This window comes from Thermosyntropha tengcongensis (assembly GCF_055381335.1).
The window spans coordinates 235,048-251,602 of record NZ_AP042437.1; the positions used below are offsets into that span (position 1 = coordinate 235,048).

Consider the following 16,555-nt stretch of genomic DNA (forward strand, 5'->3'; position numbering starts at 1 on the left):
CCGCTTTCTCTGACAGGCTGTTCCCGGTCTTTTATGTATTCTCAAAGAAGCTGCAGCTCAAGTTTTTCTTCCTGCATGGCCTGCATGACCCTTTGCTGCAAGGTTTCTTTTAAAAAAGCGGTTGTGAGATGCTGCCTGGTAAAGACAGCTTTTTAAATAAAGGGTTAAACAGCTTGTGGCGTAATAAAAACATGCAGCCTGCCTGGATAAGACCGGGCAGGCTTTTTGGCTTTTTAAGGGGAGGGGGGTTAAGAAAAGGAGAAGGTTTTAAGATGCGAGCTGGCATTTGCTGAAAAAGGAGAGGCTGAACGAAACGATTTTTTTCGATATTCCGGGGCTGGGTACCTGGTTTATAATAATTTTAAATATAAAAGGGCGAAAAGGTAAGAAAAAGGAAGAATTTTTAATATTTTGTAGCTTCGGGAGAGGGGGACAGGAAGGCTAAATTTTGTCTTTCAGGGCAGATGGCCGGGATGCTGAATGCGGCGGGGCATGCCTGATGGAAGATCTGAAACTGTATTTTACAGGCTTTTTGAGATGAAAGGATTTTAATTTTGCCAGGGCAGATTTTGCCTGCAGGGAGGGATATGGTATTAGCTGGAGCGCTGGAAGGTTTAAAAGCAATTTTTTGAAGAAGAGGAGGGAAGAAAAGGAGGCAGAAGAAAAGAGGCGAAGCGGGGGCGCTTATCCTTTTGATGTGCTGCCACAGCCAGGGGAGGCTGGGGAAAGCGGGGGGCAGGAGCGAAAATTTAAAGGGAATTTCCGCTTGCGAAGGATTTGGGATGGGCTACCGGATAATATCAGGATGGTAGTCAGCGCAGGCATCCTGGTGCCAGCTTCTGCAGTATCGCTTTACTATTCTTTCCGTTTGCCGGATAAGGACATTCCCCTTCTGGGAATAGGCATGCACCGCTTTTTTCTTTTTCACAGCGCACTGGGAGCCTGGGCTTTGCGGGAGTTTTTCGCAGCCTATAAGGTGTGGCGGGATAAAAATGAGGCTTCTCAGCTTTTTGGCAAGGTGATGGCAGTAATAGCCTCCTGCGGGGCTTTCGGGATTGGCCTGCATCTGGCCAAGGACGCGCTTATAGACGGCGATAAGAGCGTAGTTTTTGGCATTCCGGGCCTTTTTAGCGCAGGGACTTTGATTTCTGGCACTTTTGTGGATGATGACATGTGGCTGATAGGCAACAGCCTTTATGCTTTTAAGGTGGGGAAGGATATACTGGTAATGGCTTTTGCGGATGATGCGGGGAAGGCGAAGGAGTTCGCACGGAAGAATTTTGGCTGGGGAGTGGTGAGCTGAGGTTGGGAAAGGGGATTATCAGGGAGAAGATTTCCGCTTTGCCGGCTTCCCAGCTGGCATACTGCGCAGCCTGGCTGGAGGATGTTTCTTTACCGGAAACAGCCATACAGGGGGTTAGAGATTTTTGGGGCCTTACAGGGAGCAGCAGTCAAAAAGGGCAGTTGATGCTGAAAATAGGGGAAAATGTAAGAAAAAAAGCGGTGCAGCTGGAGGAACTGCCGCGCGGGATGCTGGAAGAAAACCTGTGGCTTTTGCTGTGCCGCAGAGCCGGGATAACAGCAAATGGAGAGCCAGAACAGAGGGAAAGAGAGCTGCTGCTGCGGCTGCTTGTTTTTTATGAGGGAAGCAGGAGCGAGTTTTATGGCATGAGGACTGAAGAATTGATTGACAGGCTGCTGGAAAAATTTTTGGAAGATTTTATGAAGCGGATAGAGGAGATGCAGGGAAGGCTCAGTCCGGAACAGGAAGCGAAGTTTCTGGACGCGCTGGGGCAGAATCTGGAAAAGCTGAGCAGAGAGGAAAAGGAAGCGGTCATTAAAGCCTGGCGGCTGGATGCTTTGAGCGGGGAAGCGCTTTTAGAAGCTCTGCGAAGAGGAACTAAAGGGGCTCTGGTTATCGGTGGTGTGCAGGCAGCTGGTTTCGGTGCTTATCTGGCTCTTACGACGGTGGTGCATGCTTTTTTCACTACCCTGCTGGGAATCACTCTGCCTTTTGCTTTTTATACGGGCTTGACTACCGGCTTGAGCTGGCTTATCGGGCCCCTGGCCCCTGTGCTGATAGCAGCCATTGCGGCAGGCGGGTACAGGAGCAAAAAGAAAAGCTTTGATTACCAGGTTTTGACTATGATTCTGGTTATGATACTGCTTTATCCGGACAGGATGGAAGAAAACAGCAACAGGATGGGGGATGACAGCTTGCGAAGGGAAGATTTAAGGGAAGGCCTGCATTTTGCAGGCCGGCAGTTTATGGAGATGATGGCTGCCTCTCCCCTGCGGCGCGCAGGTGAATTTCCGGGGGGAGCAAGTTTTATGCCGCTCCTTGAAAGGGCGGAGAGGGATATAAGCCTGGTCCTTGAGGGCATTTACAATCCTTTGTTCCTGGTTTTTGTGGGAGAGGTGAAGGCAGGCAAGTCTACGCTTATTAATGTGCTGGCGGGAGGGGAAGTTTCCCCGGTTGATGTGCTGGAGTGCACAGCGGCGGTACTGGAAATAGATTATGCCCTGCGTCCGCATGCTGAGGTGCATAAAAAGGACGGCACGAAGTATGAAGTTGCCCTGGAGGAGATAAAGGAACTGTTTGCAGGGCGGGAAGCGGGCTTTGCTGCTGATTGCCGCTGTATAAGGGTAGGATATCCGCTGGCCAATCTGACAGGCTTGCGGCTGGTTGATACGCCGGGCCTGGCTACTCTGAATAAGGAAAATGAGAATACCACGCTTGATTATATAATGGCTTCGGATGTACTGGTATGGGTTTTTAATGCCAGCAGCCTGGGGGATCTGGGGGTTAAGGAAAAGTTTCTGGAGGCCATTGCCAGCAATAAGCCGGTGGTGCTGGCTGTAAACCGCCTTGATGAGGTAGGGGAAGAAAACCGGGAGCGGGTTATTGAATATGTAAATGACAGCTACGGCTTTTACTTTGAGGATTTAAAGGTAGATGACGTTTTTGCCTTTTCAGCAGGCAAAGCCTGGGAGGCGCTGCTGTCGGATGATGAGGGCATGTTTGAAGAGAGCGGGATAGTTCCTTTTATAGATTATCTGCATGAAAAGCTGGAGAAAAAGGCGGAGGAGATAAAGGAAGAGGCTCTGATCCTGTCCCTGCAGGAGCTGTGGAGCAGGGAGTACAGCCTGCACAGGGGTTATCTGCACGATTATCTGGAAAATATGGGGGCTATGCTTGAAAGGCAGAAAGAAAGGCTTAAGGCTTTGAAGAAAGAGGTAATTTATGAAGTGCGGGAATGGCTTAAGGCCAGGATTTATGGGGATGGGCAAAATCCCGGCTTTTTGACGGCAGGGGAAAAGGAGCGGCTTTCAAGGTGCCGGCGGGAAGGAGAGATCAGGGGGGTTGTAAGCCAGATAGTTGGCAGGTGGTGGGATGAAACCAGCAAGGAGCTGGAGGCCAGGGTCAAAGAATTATGGAAAGATAAAACAGAGAGCGTGCTGGAAGATATAGTCCTGGAATGGGGAGATTTTTTTGCCGGGGTGGGACTGGACAGGTTTGTGGTTTATACACAGAATAAGAATTTTGTAGATGTGGAGTCCCTGAAAGAGAAGATTGTCCTGGGTGGAATAATAGGCGGGTTAGCGGGTGCTGTACTGGCTGCTTTTACCGCTCTTACCCTTTTCCCGACTGTACTGCTGACCGTGCCGCTGGGAGCCCTTATATGGGGGGCAAAGGGTTATCTGGAGAATTCTTCTTCACCTTCTTCGGTAGCGCTGTCTGCCAGAGTGGATGAAGGCAAGCTGAAAAAGGCTTTGCTGGAAGAAGTTGAGGCCAGGGTGCTGCCCAGGATTGACGAAGCTTCTGAGGTGATAATTGAAAATATTGTGAGTGAGCTGACTGCTTCGCTGGTTGACCGCTTTACTCCGAAGGAGGTTGCTGAATTCAAAAAAGAGGTGTGCAGCTATATCGAAGAGCTGGAGCTTTTTGCGGAAAACCTTAAGAAGGGATACGGCATTTCCTTTTCTTTATCCCTGGTTAATCCAGGGGAGTACCTGTAATATACGCGGCTACATTTTTGATGGATGGGGAGAGATGGGATGAATACAGCAGAACAGGATTTGCTTCAGGAGTTTAAGGAGCTGATACGGGAGCTGGGAGAGGAAGTGGCCAGGGAATCCCTGGTGCCGGCTTTCGGGGAACTGGTGCAGGAATGGGGAGAGGTGCTCAAGGAGCGCTGCAAACAGTTGGAAATACTTCTGGAAGACGCGGTCAGGATTTCCGGGGTTCTGCTGGATGAGGAGATGAGAAAAGAGCTCAAGGATTTTTGTGCAAAGCTGGCAGGTGTGGAGTGGAGAAATTATCCTGAGGAAATAAGGAAAAAGGGTGAAGAGGTGCTCTGGAAGTTTAACCAGCTTTTCAAGGGCTGGGAAAGTAAGGTTAATGAGCTGATAGGGGAAAATTTGAATCTTAAAGAGGAAATCGCGACTTTGAGGGCTTTATCCCGGGGGGCATTTGCCGAGATAAGCCAGGTAAAGGCGGATGTGGAAGCTGTGCGGGATTATGCGGCCAGGGGGGAGCTGGAGTATAAGAAAGAGCTTAAAAATGCGTTAAAAGAGATTAAAGAAGAGTTTGCCAGGGCGCAGGAGGCGGTTGTGAAGGCGTACGGCGAGCAAGCGGAAAGGGAATACCGGCTGGAACAGGAGGTAAAGGCCGTCTATGCGGAACTCAGGAGGCGGGAAGAGGAGCTGGCCAGCCTTAAGCAGGAACTGCAGGATATAAATAAAAGGCTTTATTCCGGGCTGCAGAAGATAATGCTGGCAGGGGCAGGGGCGGCAGGATTTATTATTGTCTGGCTGGTCTGGCAGCTGGTGGGGAAAGGGGGGTAAGCTGTGAGCAGGGCAGCAGCCAAAGCCTGGCATGTATACCGGCTTTTATGCCAGAAGGCAGAAGAGATGGAAGAGGATTTTGTTTATGAAGAGATAAAAGGACATGCCCTGGCTGTGCAGGACTTTTTAAACCAGCTCAATATCATGTTCCCCGCCAGCAAGAGCGCTTATCTTAAGCGGCTGGAAGCCAGGATGCTCAGCATAATGCTGGATATAAGGCAGGTAGCGGAAAGGTTTCGGCAGCCTTTTATACTTTTTGTAATGGGAAACGGCAAGTACGGCAAGTCTTCGCTGGTTAACGTGCTTCTGGGACGGGAGGAGGCCAGGGTGGATTTTTTGCCCAAAACCTGGAAAATAGATGTTTTTACTGCCTGGCAGGAAGAAGGGGAAGTGCTGATAAAGTTCAGCGATGGCAGCGTAAAGTCTATGTCCCGGGAGGAAGCGGAAAGGCTGATAGAGGAGGAGGAAGAGAAATATGAGGCTTCCCGCAGGCTGGTGCGGGAAAAGCTTAAGGAGGCTGAACAGAGGTTCTGGCAGCTTAAGGGGGAAAAGCTGAGAAGGGCGGACAGGGAAGAGATTGAGAAATACCTCAAGGAGAAAATGCTTTACAGATCACCGGTCCTGGAAGCCAGGTGGAAAGTGGACTATGGGAAGTACACCAGGGTTTTTGATATAGTTGACACTCCGGGGCTTTACCAGGAAGGGCTCCATGAAAACCGGGACATGCGCGTGACTGCCCTGGATTATTATTACCGTTCTGACGGGGTGCTGTGGCTTCTGGACGCTACCAGGATTTCCTCAGGCAAAACCGGTGAACTGATGAAAGAACTGGATGAAGCGCTGGGGGCGAAGGGCAGGAAAACGGGAAATATTATAGGGGTCCTCAATAAGATTGACATGGTAAAGGAAGAAGAGAGGGACAGGGTGCTTAAGGAGGCTTACCGGCTTTTTGGAGGCTATTTCTGCTGTATAGTGCCGTTTTCAGCCAGGAAAGCCTGGGAAGGGCTGCAGGAAAAGGATAGTTTGAAAATGGCGGAAAGCGGCTATAACCTGCTGGAGGAAGCGGTTAATAACCATTTTATTTCCCGGCTGCGGGAGCTGAAGAGAGAGAAGGCTGAGGACGCCTACCTGAGATATCTGGAAGAGCTGAGGGGTTTTATAGCGGAATGCCGGGAAGAGCTGGCAGGCAGGAGAAAAGAAAAGGAGAAGAAAGAGGAAAGGCTCAAGGCAAGCCTTGCTGTGCTGGGAGAAGAGATAAATCTTTACATAAAGAGCAGCCTGGAGAGCTTTATGGCTGAAATAAACGCCAGAATCGACCATATGCCAAAACAGGTTTTTGAGGAAAGCGACGCATACCTGCAGTCTTATGTTGAAGAATACATAATCAATTCAGAAGAGATTGAGGCCTGGGGAAAAGAGCTGGAAAAAGGTCTGCTGGAAAAGCTGAATTCTTATTTAGGAGAAAATGGGGATTATTACATCTTTTCCGATGGGAGAAAGATGGAAAGGATGTTGTTTGATAATTTGATTGCGGAAAAAATTACTGTAGAAAAAAGCAGCGGGAGTATAAATGGGCTGGGGAACATAGGTTTGGGAGAAATGGGCTGGATGGCAGGAATTGTAAGCACGATACTCATCGCTTTGCTGGCTCCAATAGCTCTGGGGATTCTGGGAGGCTTACTGGTTGGCGGAGCTTATCGCAAAGTTATTCTGGCTGTTTACCCGGATTATTTCCGCAACAAGCTGAAAAGCAACGTACGGTAAAAGATGGAGGAGGTGGTACGGGATTACGAAAAGGCAGTGGAGGCGAAAAGGACAGAAATAGGGGAATATGTGCGGCAAAACCTTATTGAGGAGAGTTTTTGCCAGCTGTATATGCCGGAGTACAGGATAGATGAATTTATGGAGGCTTTAAACCTTCTGGAAAAACGGCTGCAGGATTTTAAGTGGCCCAGAATACCGCTTGCCTATGTGCTGGAGAAGAACCTCAGCTTGGAGCGGGAAGGGGTGGGTGATAAAAGGGCTGCTTGCGGATAAAAGGAGGGAAAACACGGTTTCTGGAGAATTTTTCTAAAAACGCGCAAAGGGGAATAGATATGCCAGACATGCTGAATACGATTGTTTTAGGAAGCCTTCTGCATGATATCGGCAAAATTATGTTTCGCGCAGATAATATCCGCTTTGTTTCCCACAGCAAATGGGGAGCTGATTTTATAGAAGAAGAGAATGTAGAAATACCTGACAGGAAACAGGTGGCGGAAATAATAAGATACCACCATATTGATGCCCTGCGCGGCGCTAAGCTTTCTGATTCCCATCCTGCCTATATAGTATGTGAGGCGGATAATATCGCTTCAGCCCTGGACCGGCGAAGGGAAGATGACAGGGAGGACAAACGCAGGGAATTCAACCACCATCTTGCCTTGCAGAGCGTTTTTAACCTGGTTGGTGGAGAGAGAAAAGGCAATTTGGCCTATCCGGCTTTAACCCTGCGCCCGGAAGACGGCATACCTTTTCCGCGGGAAGGGTGTTCTTTAACCCCCGGGGATTATGCAGCCTGGCAAAGATACCTGGAGGAAAATTTGAAAAAGATAAATTATCGGCTGGAATCTCCCAATTCGGTGCTCAAGGTTATGGAAGCGGTAGCCAGCTTTATCCCTTCCAGCACTGATTTGACGGAGGTGCCGGATATCTCGCTTTTTGACCATGTAAAGATAACTGCCGCGGTGGCAGCTTCTATATATCTCTACCTGGAGGAAAAAGGGGAGAGAAACTATAAAGCTATTTTTCTTAATGAGGAAAAAAGGCGGCAGTTTCTTGGGGAGCCGGCTTTTATGCTGGTTCTGGCTGACCTTTCAGGCATCCAGGATTTTATCTACACGATTTCTTCCAGAGGAGCCCTTAAGTCTTTGCGGGCCCGTTCTTTTTACCTGGATCTCATGTGTGAACATATGGCGGATGAGATACTGGAGGAACTGAGCCTTTCCCGTGCCAACCTGCTTTACAGCGGAGGCGGACATTTCAGGCTTCTTCTACCCAATACGCGAAAGGCGAGGGAAGCGGTTGAGAAAGCCCGCGAAAGGTTTAACCGCTGGCTTTTTAAATATTATTCGACTGCCCTGTATATTGAAATAGCGTCTGTCCCGGTAAGCGGAAATATGCTGGCCAACCAGGCCGGAGAAGAGGAGAATACTGTGCGCAAAAGCTTTGAGAAACTGGCTTATGCGGCCAATTTGGGCAAACTGAGAAGGTATCAGGGAAGCCTTGTAGAAGAGATATTTTTTTCTTCCCCGGAGATTGACGCGGAGAGGGAATGTCCCATATGCAGGACTTCCAGCAGCCGCCTGGCAAATGACCCGGTAAATCCCGAAAGCGTTATATGCCAGAACTGCCTGACTCTGCGCAATATTGGCGGCAGGATGGGAAGGGAAAAAGATAGCCTGCTTATCGCGGTAACTTATGAAAGTCCTCTCTCTGGCCGGGAAGACTATCTGGAAATACCTTCCCTGAAGGGGGAACAGGCTTACCTGGTTTTCCGGAAAGAGGAGGAACTCAAAAAAGAAATGGAAAAAGGCAAGCTCCCCGTCCGCATATATTCCATAAACAGGCTTTATACCGGGGTGAATTTCGCTACCAACCTGTGGAACGGCAACTACAGCCGGGAACCGGAGAAGAAAGAAGAGGGGTATATAGATTTTGAAGAACTGGCTCAGGCAAGCCAGGGAATAAAGCGAATTGGGGTTTTGCGCGCTGATGTAGACAACCTGGGAAGCATTTTTGTGGAAGGGCTAAAGCAGGAAGGGGAGGCAGATCCCTATAGGTTTTTTACCCTCAGCCGGCTGGCGACTATGTCCAGGCAGCTTTCCCTCTTTTTCAAGTATTATATTAATTTTATATGCCAGAGGAAAGGAACCTTTTCTTCTGTCTATTTAAGCGATGAAAGAAAGGAAAATCCCCATCTGGCTATTGTATATGCAGGAGGTGATGATCTTTTTATCGTAGGAGCCTGGAATGAGGTTATAGACCTGGCGCTTGACATTGACGGGGCTTTCAGGCGCTATACCGGAGAAAGGCTTTCCCTTTCAGCCGGCATAGGCCTTTTTAAACCGGGCTTTCCCATTTCCCAGATGGCTTACCTTACCGGGGAGCTGGAAAAGCGAGCCAAGGAGTACCGGGACAGCAGGGGAAAAGAAAAGAACGCGCTGGCTCTATTTGGGCTTGATGAACTGCATCCGGAAAAAGACCAGGTTTACAGCTGGGAGGAATTCCGGGAAGGAGTACTCAATGAAAAATACCTTTTTTTGAAAAAAGTCCTGCACCTGGAAAAAACACCTCTTCCAGCAGGCAAGGTGCCTGGCAGCATGAGCATGCTTTACCGCTTGCTTTACCTTCTGTCGGAAACAGATGATGACAGGGGGCGCATAAACCTGGCGCGGCTTGTCTATGTGCTGGCAAGGCTGGAAGTGCCGGCAGGGGCGGGAGAGCAGAGCAGAACGGCCCTTGAGGAGCTGAGAAGGAAGATTTATGCCTGGGCTACGGATTCGCGGCACAGGAAGCAGCTCATAATGGCCCTGAACCTGCTTATTTACATAAACCGTGCGGAGGACAACTAAACTTCCCGGCATTTGCACAGCGACTGAAAGATGCCGGCTTATATCAGAAATAAAGAGGAGGGTCAGTGAAAGATGCCTGATGTGCAGATAGATATTATAAGGGAAGCGGAGCGGATTGTTGATGATATGTTTGGCAAAAAAAAGAATGAAAAAACCAAACAGGAAGAAAAAGTTTTGTTGATAACGACCTCCCAGATAAGAAAATTCCTGGCTGCCGTGAACAAGCTGGAGAACAGGTACAAAATCTACAAAAATGAGGAGATTGCCAGGACAGGGCAAAGGCCAGCCACTTTGCCGGAGGAGCTGGTGCAGGAAGTAAAGCTCCTGGAAATAAAGCTGCTGTATCAGGTGGGAAGGGAAAAAGGGCAGTCTGGTTCTAAAAATAGTAAAGCAGAAAAAATGGAAATTTTTTATAACAATTTAAAGGGCTATATCCGCGGTATAGGAGATAGTGCCGGGGAATTTGAAAAATTCTGCCGGCTTATGGAAGCGATTACCGCGTTTCACAAATTCAAGGGAGGCGGAGAATGATGGGCTACATGCAGAAGCTGATGGGAAAAATAGTTGTGCGGGCTGACCTTATCCTGCTTACCGGGCTGCATATAGGAGGTTCCAAAGAGTTTGCCGGCATTGGGGCAGTAGACAGCATAGTCATCAGGGATCCCCTGACCAAGGAGCCTATTATTCCCGGCAGTTCGGTAAAGGGCAAGATGAGAAACCTCCTGGCGCGCCATGCGGAAGGAGGGCCTTTTTTGGAACTGAAAGAGGAACCGGACTTTCTAAAAAGGCTTTTTGGCGGTGAAAAAAGCTCTGGAGGCGGCAAAGGGGAAAGCAGCCGGCAGCTCATTGCCTCCCGCCTGCAGTTTCCGGATATTTTCATGAAGAAGTCCAGTGTCGAGAAGATAAAGAATATGGAGACCGACCTTTATCTTACAGAGATAAAATTTGAAAACACTATAAACCGGATAACCGGAGAGGCCAAGCCCCGGCAGATGGAAAGGGTGCCGGCAGGGGCTAAGTTTGACTTTGTGCTTATTTACAACATAGAGAAAAGGGATGAGATAGAGGAAGATTTCAAAAACATAGCAAACGGATTAAAACTTCTGCAGTATGATTACCTGGGCGGAGGCGGAAGCCGGGGCAATGGCAGGATTGCTTTCCAAAAATTCAGGCTGGAGGCGGTAGCTTTTGAGGATAATGGCTTAATCAGGCGACTGGAGGATGAACTAAACAAGGCAGGCATCATAAAAGAACAGGAAAAGCCGGCTTAAGGGGAGAGAAAGACTATGTTTTTCAGCTATTTCAAACTGAAGTTTAAAACCCCGGTTCATTTTGGGGCTGATATCCCTTCCCTGGGGCTGGAAAAGGCAGAGATGGCCTGCCATGCGGATACCTTTTTTTCCGCTCTGTATATGGAGGCCTGCCGGCTTTATGGGGAACAGGCGGCTTATGAGATGCTGTACCTGCCGGCCAGGGAGGGAAATTTTCTCATATCGGACCTTATGCCTTATTATGAAGAAACCCTTTATGTACCGCGTCCGCTTTTCCCGGAAGCTCCGGGAAAGAGCGACATTAAAAACCGCAAGCGCATGAAAAAAATCAGCTGGATACCAGCCAGAAGCCTTGATGGATACCTGGATTTTATTGCCGGGAAGAGAGAGGAATTGCCGGATGATGAGGGATGGAGGCAGGAGCTGGGGGCAGGGGAGCTGCGGGTAAGGGTGGCGCTTAATTATCAGGAAAAGCCCCAGCCTTATTATATAGGGACTTTCAGCTTTTATCCGCAGGCAGGCCTTTATTTTATCCTAGGGGCGGATAGTGAAGAAAGAGCCAGATGGCTGCAGGAACTGGTAGGCTATCTTGGCTATTCGGGTTTGGGGGGCAAAAGGACTTCCGGGCTGGGGATTTTTGAGCTGGAGGATGATTATTATATCATGGATGAAGAGTGCTGCCTGACTGATTGTGACCGAAGCCTGTATAGGATGCTGGCGCGTGATAAAGCAGCCTATTATATGAGCCTTTCGGTAATATATCCAGCAAAAGATGAACTTGCGGGGTTCCCTCTGGATAAATCTTTCTACCGGCTGGTAAGGAGGGAAGGATTTGTCCAGTCTACAGCTTACAGCGACACTTGTGTGAAGAGAAAGCCTCTTGTTATGCTGGGAAGCGGCTCAGTCTTCCCCGAAAGGCTTAAGGGCGACATTCCTGATGTGTCTTTAAAAGGGCGGCATCCGGTTTACCGCTACGGCAAGTCCTTGATGTTAGGGGTTGATTTTGATGTCTCTTAAGGTTTACCGGGCAGCTTTAAAAGTTTTAACCCCTGTTTTTATAGGGGGAGGAAGAGAAGCCAGCCTCAACCGCAGCCAGTATATTTATGATGAACGGAATAAACAGGTGTATTTTCTGGATGAGGCTAAATTTGTAAAATTTCTCCTGGAAGAAGGGCTGCTGGACAGCTATGCGGAGTATGTAAAAGAAGCTGCGGAAGCAGAGGGAATACACCTGAGCAGGTGGCTGGAAGAAAATAGGATAAAAGATTTTTCAAAGCTGGCTTCAGAAAAAGCAGGAATAGAAGCTGACAGCGATGTTTCGGATCTCAATGATGTTAAATGTTTTATAAGGAACGGCATTAACATGCCTTACATACCGGGAAGCAGCATTAAAGGAAGCCTGCGCAATATGATAGTTTCATATATCAATGAAAATGGATTTGAAAAAAATAAAGACTGGAAAGAATTTGAAGATAATTTGCTAAAATATAATATTGAAAGCAAAAAAGACACTAAAGGAAAAGATGGTAAAAATAAAAAAGACTATAATCCGTTAAAAGATACAGAGAATAAAAAGAAAATAAATAGGGCGGCAGCCAGCTGCTCACCAAAGGTAAGGAATGACAGAGTAAAAAACGATTCCCTTAAAGATGCTTTCCGCTTTTTCAGGGTAAGCGACAGCACTGTTATGGATGTGGAAGATCTTTTTATAACCCGCACCCTGCGGCTTTCTACCGAAAGGAAAAACGGTTCTTGCTTGAAAAAGCTTCCCCTTTATCTGGAGTATTTGAAACCGGGGATTAAAACATATTTTACGATTACCCTTGATACCTCTTACCTTAAGGATAGCCAGCTGGATTTCCTGGGGACAGCTGAAGGGTTTAAAAAGGTGCTTGACTGGCAGGAAAAGAGGATACCTTCCCTGCTGGGGGATAGTGTGTTTAAGAAAAAAGCCAGGGAGGAAAATCTTAATTACCGCTTCTCCTGTGACGAGAGGATAAAGCCGAACCTGATACTGGGAGGGCAGGCCGGATTTAACACCAAAACCCTGGTGCCGGTTCTGGCAGGAAAGCCTCTGGAGGTTACCCGCGCTATCCTGCACTACCAGTTTCCCGGGCATAAGCACCAGAACCTTGACAGGGAGGTTTCCCCCCGCACCCTTAAGCTTGCCTACTACAGGAACAGGTATTATGTAAGCGGCCTCTGCCGGGTGGAGATAATTGAGGAGGTAAATATATAATGCAGCTTGCCCATATTGAGATACCCCTGGGGGCAGAAAACGGGGAAAAACTGCCTTCCTACCAGATGGGTTCGCTTTTTCACGGCTGGCTTATGGAGAGGGCAGGGGCAGAATATGCTGAATCGCTGCACCGCTCAGAATTGAAGCCTTTCAGCCAGTATATTGAAAGAAGGGAGGATAAGGCGGTATGGCACCTGTCCACCCTTGACGCGCGTGCTTTTGAGCACCTGGTGGAACCGTTCCTGGAAGGCAGGGTTTTTGAAGTCTCTATATACCACAAAAAAGCGGTTTTTGCCGTGGAAAAGGCAAAGCTGGCAGCTGGATTCAAGTCTTATAAGGAGCTGGCGGATTTTCATTATCTGAACGCAGAGCCAGCCAGAAATTTGCATGTGCATTTTATAACCCCGACCGCGTTCCGTTCTGAAGAGCGTTATCAGATATTCCCCCAGCTGCCCTGGATTTATCAGAGCCTGATAAACCGGTGGAACCGCTTTGCTGACCAGGTTTCGCTGGTGGAGGATAACCTGCCGGGGCTCCTTGCGAAACATAGCTTCATAAGCCGCTATAAGCTGGAAACCAGGTATTTCCCGCTGGAGAAAGTGTCCATACCGGCTTTCAGGGGGAGCCTCAGCATCAGGATTTCAGCTCCCTCCCCCATGGTTTCTCTCTTTAACATGCTTCTGGACTATGCTTTTTTTGCTGGGCTGGGGATAAAGACTTCCCTGGGGATGGGAGGGGTAAAGGTAGAAAGGTAAAAAAGCAAAAAGGTAAAAGGCTGCTGAGGAAGGCAGCCTTTTGCCTTTTTAGCTTATTTTAAAAACCTTCATTTCCCGGAATTCACGGTAATCATCTTTTTTTACCCCTTTGCGCAGCAGGTTTTCATAATTGTCCCCGTGTCTTGCCAGTTCGCATATATATATTTTTTCCCCGTCGTCATAAAAGAAAATCCTTTCTTTGGTAGGGCGGCTTGCCGGGTAATCAACGCATTCAGCGTTGTCGATGCGGCGCACCTGGGATTTCCTGACCTGGTCGATGGTAAGCCTTTTTATGAGCATGTCAAAACGGTCCTTTACTGTGGAGTCGAGCTGGTTATAATAGGATTCTGCCTGCCGCGAAATCATAACTATATCAGCTGCTTGCCTGCGCAGGTCGCAGAAGGCTTCATAGTAAACGGTGCCGGCTGCTGACAGGGTGATATACCTTTCATCATATTCTTCCAGGAAGAGGTTTATCTCTTCCGGCAAACCCTGCAGGCGATTTATGACTCTTTCTCTGGTGCGGAAATCTTTGCTTATCCAGTCAAAAAAATCCTCATTTTCGACGAAAAGGCAAGCATCCCAGTCTACCGGCAGGGGAGGCATGATGATTATATCCTGGAACACCTCATGTATGTAATAAACCTGTACCTTGAAAATGAGGCCTACCAGGGTAGCATAGGCTATTTCTGCCTTAAAGCCTCCCGTGGCGTTTATTACCGGTTCCAGATTCCGCAGGCGGGATATACGGATTTCATAAATCAGGCTGTTTATCAATGATTTTAAGCCTTCAGAAGCGAAAGTATGGTGCGCATAATTGAGGGAAGCGATTTCTTTTATTTCGGCTTTTATTCCCTGGCTGTTATAATACTGCTGCAGTGCTTCCGCGCAAATCCTTCCTTCCTCGGTATGGGAATAAAGGAGGCATATCTCATCTCCTGTGTCTATGATGCGGCTCAGGGAATTGGTTTCCGCGGAAGCCAGCCTGTCTCCCTGTCTCTGAATGAAAGACAGCAAATCGCTTATATTGCTGTTTTGGCCTCCACTGCGGCGCAGGTTGGTAAGGAGGGAAGTGCCTACCGTGCATAATATCCGGCGCAAGTTTTTATCCATCCTTTCTGCAAAGTTTTTTTACAACTTTTATTATTGGCTGGGGATAGGGCAAAAACCTGCTTTATTTTTTAATTTTTTGCCAGCAGAAAGAAGAAGGCGGAAAAAGGGAGCTTTTTTCCGCCAGAAAAATGCCAGATGGCAGCTCTTTAAGCCAGCAGGCGCGAAAAAGCTGAAAACTATGTTTATTCAACCCTTATTTTGCATTCTCTGCCCCATACGTTGAATTGTTCTTCATTTTCGGTAAGGGGATGTTTTTTAGCAGGTGCTGCTGGTGGTGCGGGTATTTCGGCTTCTGAAGGATGAGGATCCCTGGTGTTGGGGTTAAGGAAATCTTTGTTGGCGCTTGCGCATCTGTCAAAGGGGCAGCAGAATTCGTCGAAGGGGGTGTATTTTATTTCTTCATATTCTATGTCAGTTGATGAACATAAGGCGCATTTGGTGATTTTAAAGGTGGATTTGTCTTCTTTGAGGATGTATTCCATGACGTCGTAGATGAAAGGAGAAAGCGTGTTGGTAAGAAAAGTAGCTTTTATAGTGGCTTCTCCAGCGAAGAGGCGGGTATTGCCACATGCCCTGCAGCGGTAGTAGCGGTACTTGCCCCAGATAGGACCGGGCTGTTCGTCAAAATTGCTTTTGTTCGCCGTCAAAACTATGAGGTTGTCAGGTTTTTCTTCCAGCTTTCATCACTCCTTTTCAGGATAAAACTCACCTTCAGCAGGCTGGTCGGACGGCAGGCTGCTGAAGCTAAAACAACCTTTTTATGGAGTTTGAAGACTGCAGGCGGCTTTTCTAATATATCACTTATGGATAATTTTGTCCAGGGATTTTTTAAAAAATTTTTATCATGCCTGGCATATTGATTTTTTACGGCACAAAAAAAGCGGGAAACTATCCCGGACGACATAATTTTTCTGTTACCTGTGGCGCAGGGGTTTGAGAGCATTTGGAACTATTTCATCTTATTTATTTTGGCTATCACTTCCGCTATTTCCCTTTGTATGCTTACCATTTCCAGATACCTCTGATACATCTCCTTCACTGCCCAGCTCACTTCCTCTTCTTCTTCGCTTATTTCCGGCTCTGGAAACAGATACATTCTGGCTGCTTCTTCCTCCGCTATCAGGGCGTTCATGTTCATCATCCCCTGTTTCTTATGCGGGTCTTTCTCTTCCACTATGTCTCTGCTCTGGTTCAGCCTCTCTTCTATCATTTCTTTCTGCTTGAGCGCTTTAATAACCCTCTTCTGAATCTCTTCCTTGAATTTCCCCTGTTCCTTAAGCTGCTTTGTTTGTGACGGCAGGTACTTTTCCCAGTGCTCCTCTGCTTCTATCAGCCATCTTTTTGCCACCGGGTCTTTCAGAATGTTCCTCTCTTCTCTGGAAAGAGCCACCAGTTTCACCTCCTTTTTTGTTGCCGGGGGCAACAGTTTGATAAGGGGTATTCCGTCCCCTGGCGGGGGTGGAATCTGGAATCCTGCCGTTGCCTCAGAAAGAGTTGCAGGAGTTTATACCGCGTTTCCGTCCCCTGGCGGGGGTGGAATCTGGAATCTATATGGTTTTGGCGATCGCACGCTCGTTGTTACTTTCCGTCCCCTGGCGGGGGTGGGATTTGGAATCACGGAAATTTAATGAGAGCTTTAACTAGAGGTAATGGAGAAATTTCCGTCCCCTGGCGGGGGTGGGATTTGGAATCCGTGACTTTCTCGGGTGGCATCCT

15 protein-coding genes are annotated in these 16,555 nt (G+C 48.1%); 11 read left to right on the plus strand and 4 right to left on the minus strand.

Annotated elements, in window-relative coordinates:
- Nucleotides 1–628: 628 nt before the first annotated feature.
- The 11 genes from ACZ42E_RS01165 (at nucleotide 629) to cas6 (ending at nucleotide 13,726) form a co-directional block, all read left to right on the plus strand.
- Nucleotides 629–1,303: a hypothetical protein gene (locus ACZ42E_RS01165; RefSeq protein WP_464892635.1), complete on the plus strand. Its 675-nt coding sequence runs from the start codon at nucleotides 629–631 to the stop codon at nucleotides 1,301–1,303.
- A gap of 2 nt (nucleotides 1,304–1,305) precedes the next feature.
- A complete protein-coding gene (locus ACZ42E_RS01170; RefSeq protein WP_464892636.1) occupies nucleotides 1,306–4,020 on the plus strand; it encodes a dynamin family protein in 2,715 nt (904 codons plus the stop codon).
- A gap of 39 nt (nucleotides 4,021–4,059) precedes the next feature.
- The gene (locus ACZ42E_RS01175) at nucleotides 4,060–4,848 is read left to right on the plus strand and encodes a hypothetical protein (RefSeq protein ID WP_464892637.1); all 789 of its coding nucleotides are present in this window, start codon (nucleotides 4,060–4,062) and stop codon (nucleotides 4,846–4,848) included.
- 3 nt (nucleotides 4,849–4,851) lie between these two features.
- On the plus strand, nucleotides 4,852–6,612 hold the full coding sequence (locus tag ACZ42E_RS01180; protein WP_464892638.1) for a dynamin family protein: 1,761 nt from the start codon (nucleotides 4,852–4,854) through the stop codon (nucleotides 6,610–6,612).
- Nucleotides 6,613–6,615: 3 nt separating this feature from the next.
- Nucleotides 6,616–6,885 carry a hypothetical protein gene (locus ACZ42E_RS01185; protein ID WP_464892639.1) on the plus strand — a complete coding sequence of 90 codons (270 nt, stop codon included), beginning with the start codon at nucleotides 6,616–6,618 and terminating at the stop codon, nucleotides 6,883–6,885.
- A gap of 59 nt (nucleotides 6,886–6,944) precedes the next feature.
- The gene (gene cas10 / locus ACZ42E_RS01190) at nucleotides 6,945–9,461 is read left to right on the plus strand and encodes a type III-A CRISPR-associated protein Cas10/Csm1 (protein ID WP_464892640.1); all 2,517 of its coding nucleotides are present in this window, start codon (nucleotides 6,945–6,947) and stop codon (nucleotides 9,459–9,461) included.
- A 72-nt stretch (nucleotides 9,462–9,533) separates the two neighbouring features.
- Nucleotides 9,534–9,992, plus strand: coding sequence for a type III-A CRISPR-associated protein Csm2 (gene csm2, locus ACZ42E_RS01195; RefSeq protein WP_464892641.1), 459 nt, complete (start codon nucleotides 9,534–9,536; stop codon nucleotides 9,990–9,992).
- A complete protein-coding gene (csm3, locus tag ACZ42E_RS01200) occupies nucleotides 9,989–10,732 on the plus strand; it encodes a type III-A CRISPR-associated RAMP protein Csm3 (protein ID WP_464892642.1) in 744 nt (247 codons plus the stop codon). Before csm2 ends, csm3 begins: the two co-directional genes overlap by 4 nt.
- 15 nt (nucleotides 10,733–10,747) lie before the next feature.
- On the plus strand, nucleotides 10,748–11,749 hold the full coding sequence (gene csm4, locus ACZ42E_RS01205; protein WP_464892643.1) for a type III-A CRISPR-associated RAMP protein Csm4: 1,002 nt from the start codon (nucleotides 10,748–10,750) through the stop codon (nucleotides 11,747–11,749).
- Entirely contained in the window at nucleotides 11,739–12,971 is a 1,233-nt protein-coding gene (csm5, locus tag ACZ42E_RS01210) for a type III-A CRISPR-associated RAMP protein Csm5 (protein WP_464892644.1), read from the plus strand. The genes csm4 and csm5 overlap by 11 nt, the downstream gene beginning before the upstream one ends.
- On the plus strand, nucleotides 12,971–13,726 hold the full coding sequence (cas6, locus tag ACZ42E_RS01215; protein ID WP_464892645.1) for a CRISPR system precrRNA processing endoribonuclease RAMP protein Cas6: 756 nt from the start codon (nucleotides 12,971–12,973) through the stop codon (nucleotides 13,724–13,726). The genes csm5 and cas6 overlap by 1 nt, the downstream gene beginning before the upstream one ends.
- Nucleotides 13,727–13,774: 48 nt before the next feature.
- Here the strand turns inward: cas6 and ACZ42E_RS01220 are convergent, their stop codons facing one another.
- The 4 genes from ACZ42E_RS01220 to ACZ42E_RS01235 form a co-directional block, all read right to left on the minus strand.
- Nucleotides 13,775–14,839, minus strand: a complete 1,065-nt coding sequence (locus tag ACZ42E_RS01220) for a putative CRISPR-associated protein (RefSeq protein WP_464892646.1) — start codon at nucleotides 14,837–14,839, stop codon at nucleotides 13,775–13,777.
- Between the two features lie 182 nt (nucleotides 14,840–15,021).
- On the minus strand, nucleotides 15,022–15,486 hold the full coding sequence (locus tag ACZ42E_RS01225; RefSeq protein ID WP_464892647.1) for a hypothetical protein: 465 nt from the start codon (nucleotides 15,484–15,486) through the stop codon (nucleotides 15,022–15,024).
- A 2-nt stretch (nucleotides 15,487–15,488) separates the two neighbouring features.
- Nucleotides 15,489–15,743, minus strand: a complete 255-nt coding sequence (locus tag ACZ42E_RS01230) for a hypothetical protein (protein WP_464892648.1) — start codon at nucleotides 15,741–15,743, stop codon at nucleotides 15,489–15,491.
- Between the two features lie 45 nt (nucleotides 15,744–15,788).
- Complete coding sequence (locus tag ACZ42E_RS01235; protein WP_464892649.1) at nucleotides 15,789–16,229, minus strand: hypothetical protein; 441 nt, start codon at nucleotides 16,227–16,229, stop codon at nucleotides 15,789–15,791.
- Nucleotides 16,230–16,555: the final 326 nt, after the last annotated feature.

Bases quoted from the DNA above. Each gene is read 5' to 3' on its own strand.
- ACZ42E_RS01175 (WP_464892637.1), top strand. From the start codon at position 4,060: ATGAATACAGCAGAACAGGATTTGCTTCAGGAGTTTAAGGAGCTGATA.
- ACZ42E_RS01185 (WP_464892639.1), top strand. From the start codon at position 6,616: ATGGAGGAGGTGGTACGGGATTACGAAAAGGCAGTGGAGGCGAAAAGG.
- cas10 (WP_464892640.1), top strand. From the start codon at position 6,945: ATGCCAGACATGCTGAATACGATTGTTTTAGGAAGCCTTCTGCATGAT.
- csm2 (WP_464892641.1), top strand. From the start codon at position 9,534: ATGCCTGATGTGCAGATAGATATTATAAGGGAAGCGGAGCGGATTGTT.
- csm3 (WP_464892642.1), top strand. From the start codon at position 9,989: ATGATGGGCTACATGCAGAAGCTGATGGGAAAAATAGTTGTGCGGGCT.
- csm4 (WP_464892643.1), top strand. From the start codon at position 10,748: ATGTTTTTCAGCTATTTCAAACTGAAGTTTAAAACCCCGGTTCATTTT.
- csm5 (WP_464892644.1), top strand. From the start codon at position 11,739: ATGTCTCTTAAGGTTTACCGGGCAGCTTTAAAAGTTTTAACCCCTGTT.
- cas6 (WP_464892645.1), top strand. From the start codon at position 12,971: ATGCAGCTTGCCCATATTGAGATACCCCTGGGGGCAGAAAACGGGGAA.
- ACZ42E_RS01220 (WP_464892646.1), bottom strand. From the start codon at position 14,839: ATGGATAAAAACTTGCGCCGGATATTATGCACGGTAGGCACTTCCCTC.
- ACZ42E_RS01230 (WP_464892648.1), bottom strand. From the start codon at position 15,743: ATGTCGTCCGGGATAGTTTCCCGCTTTTTTTGTGCCGTAAAAAATCAA.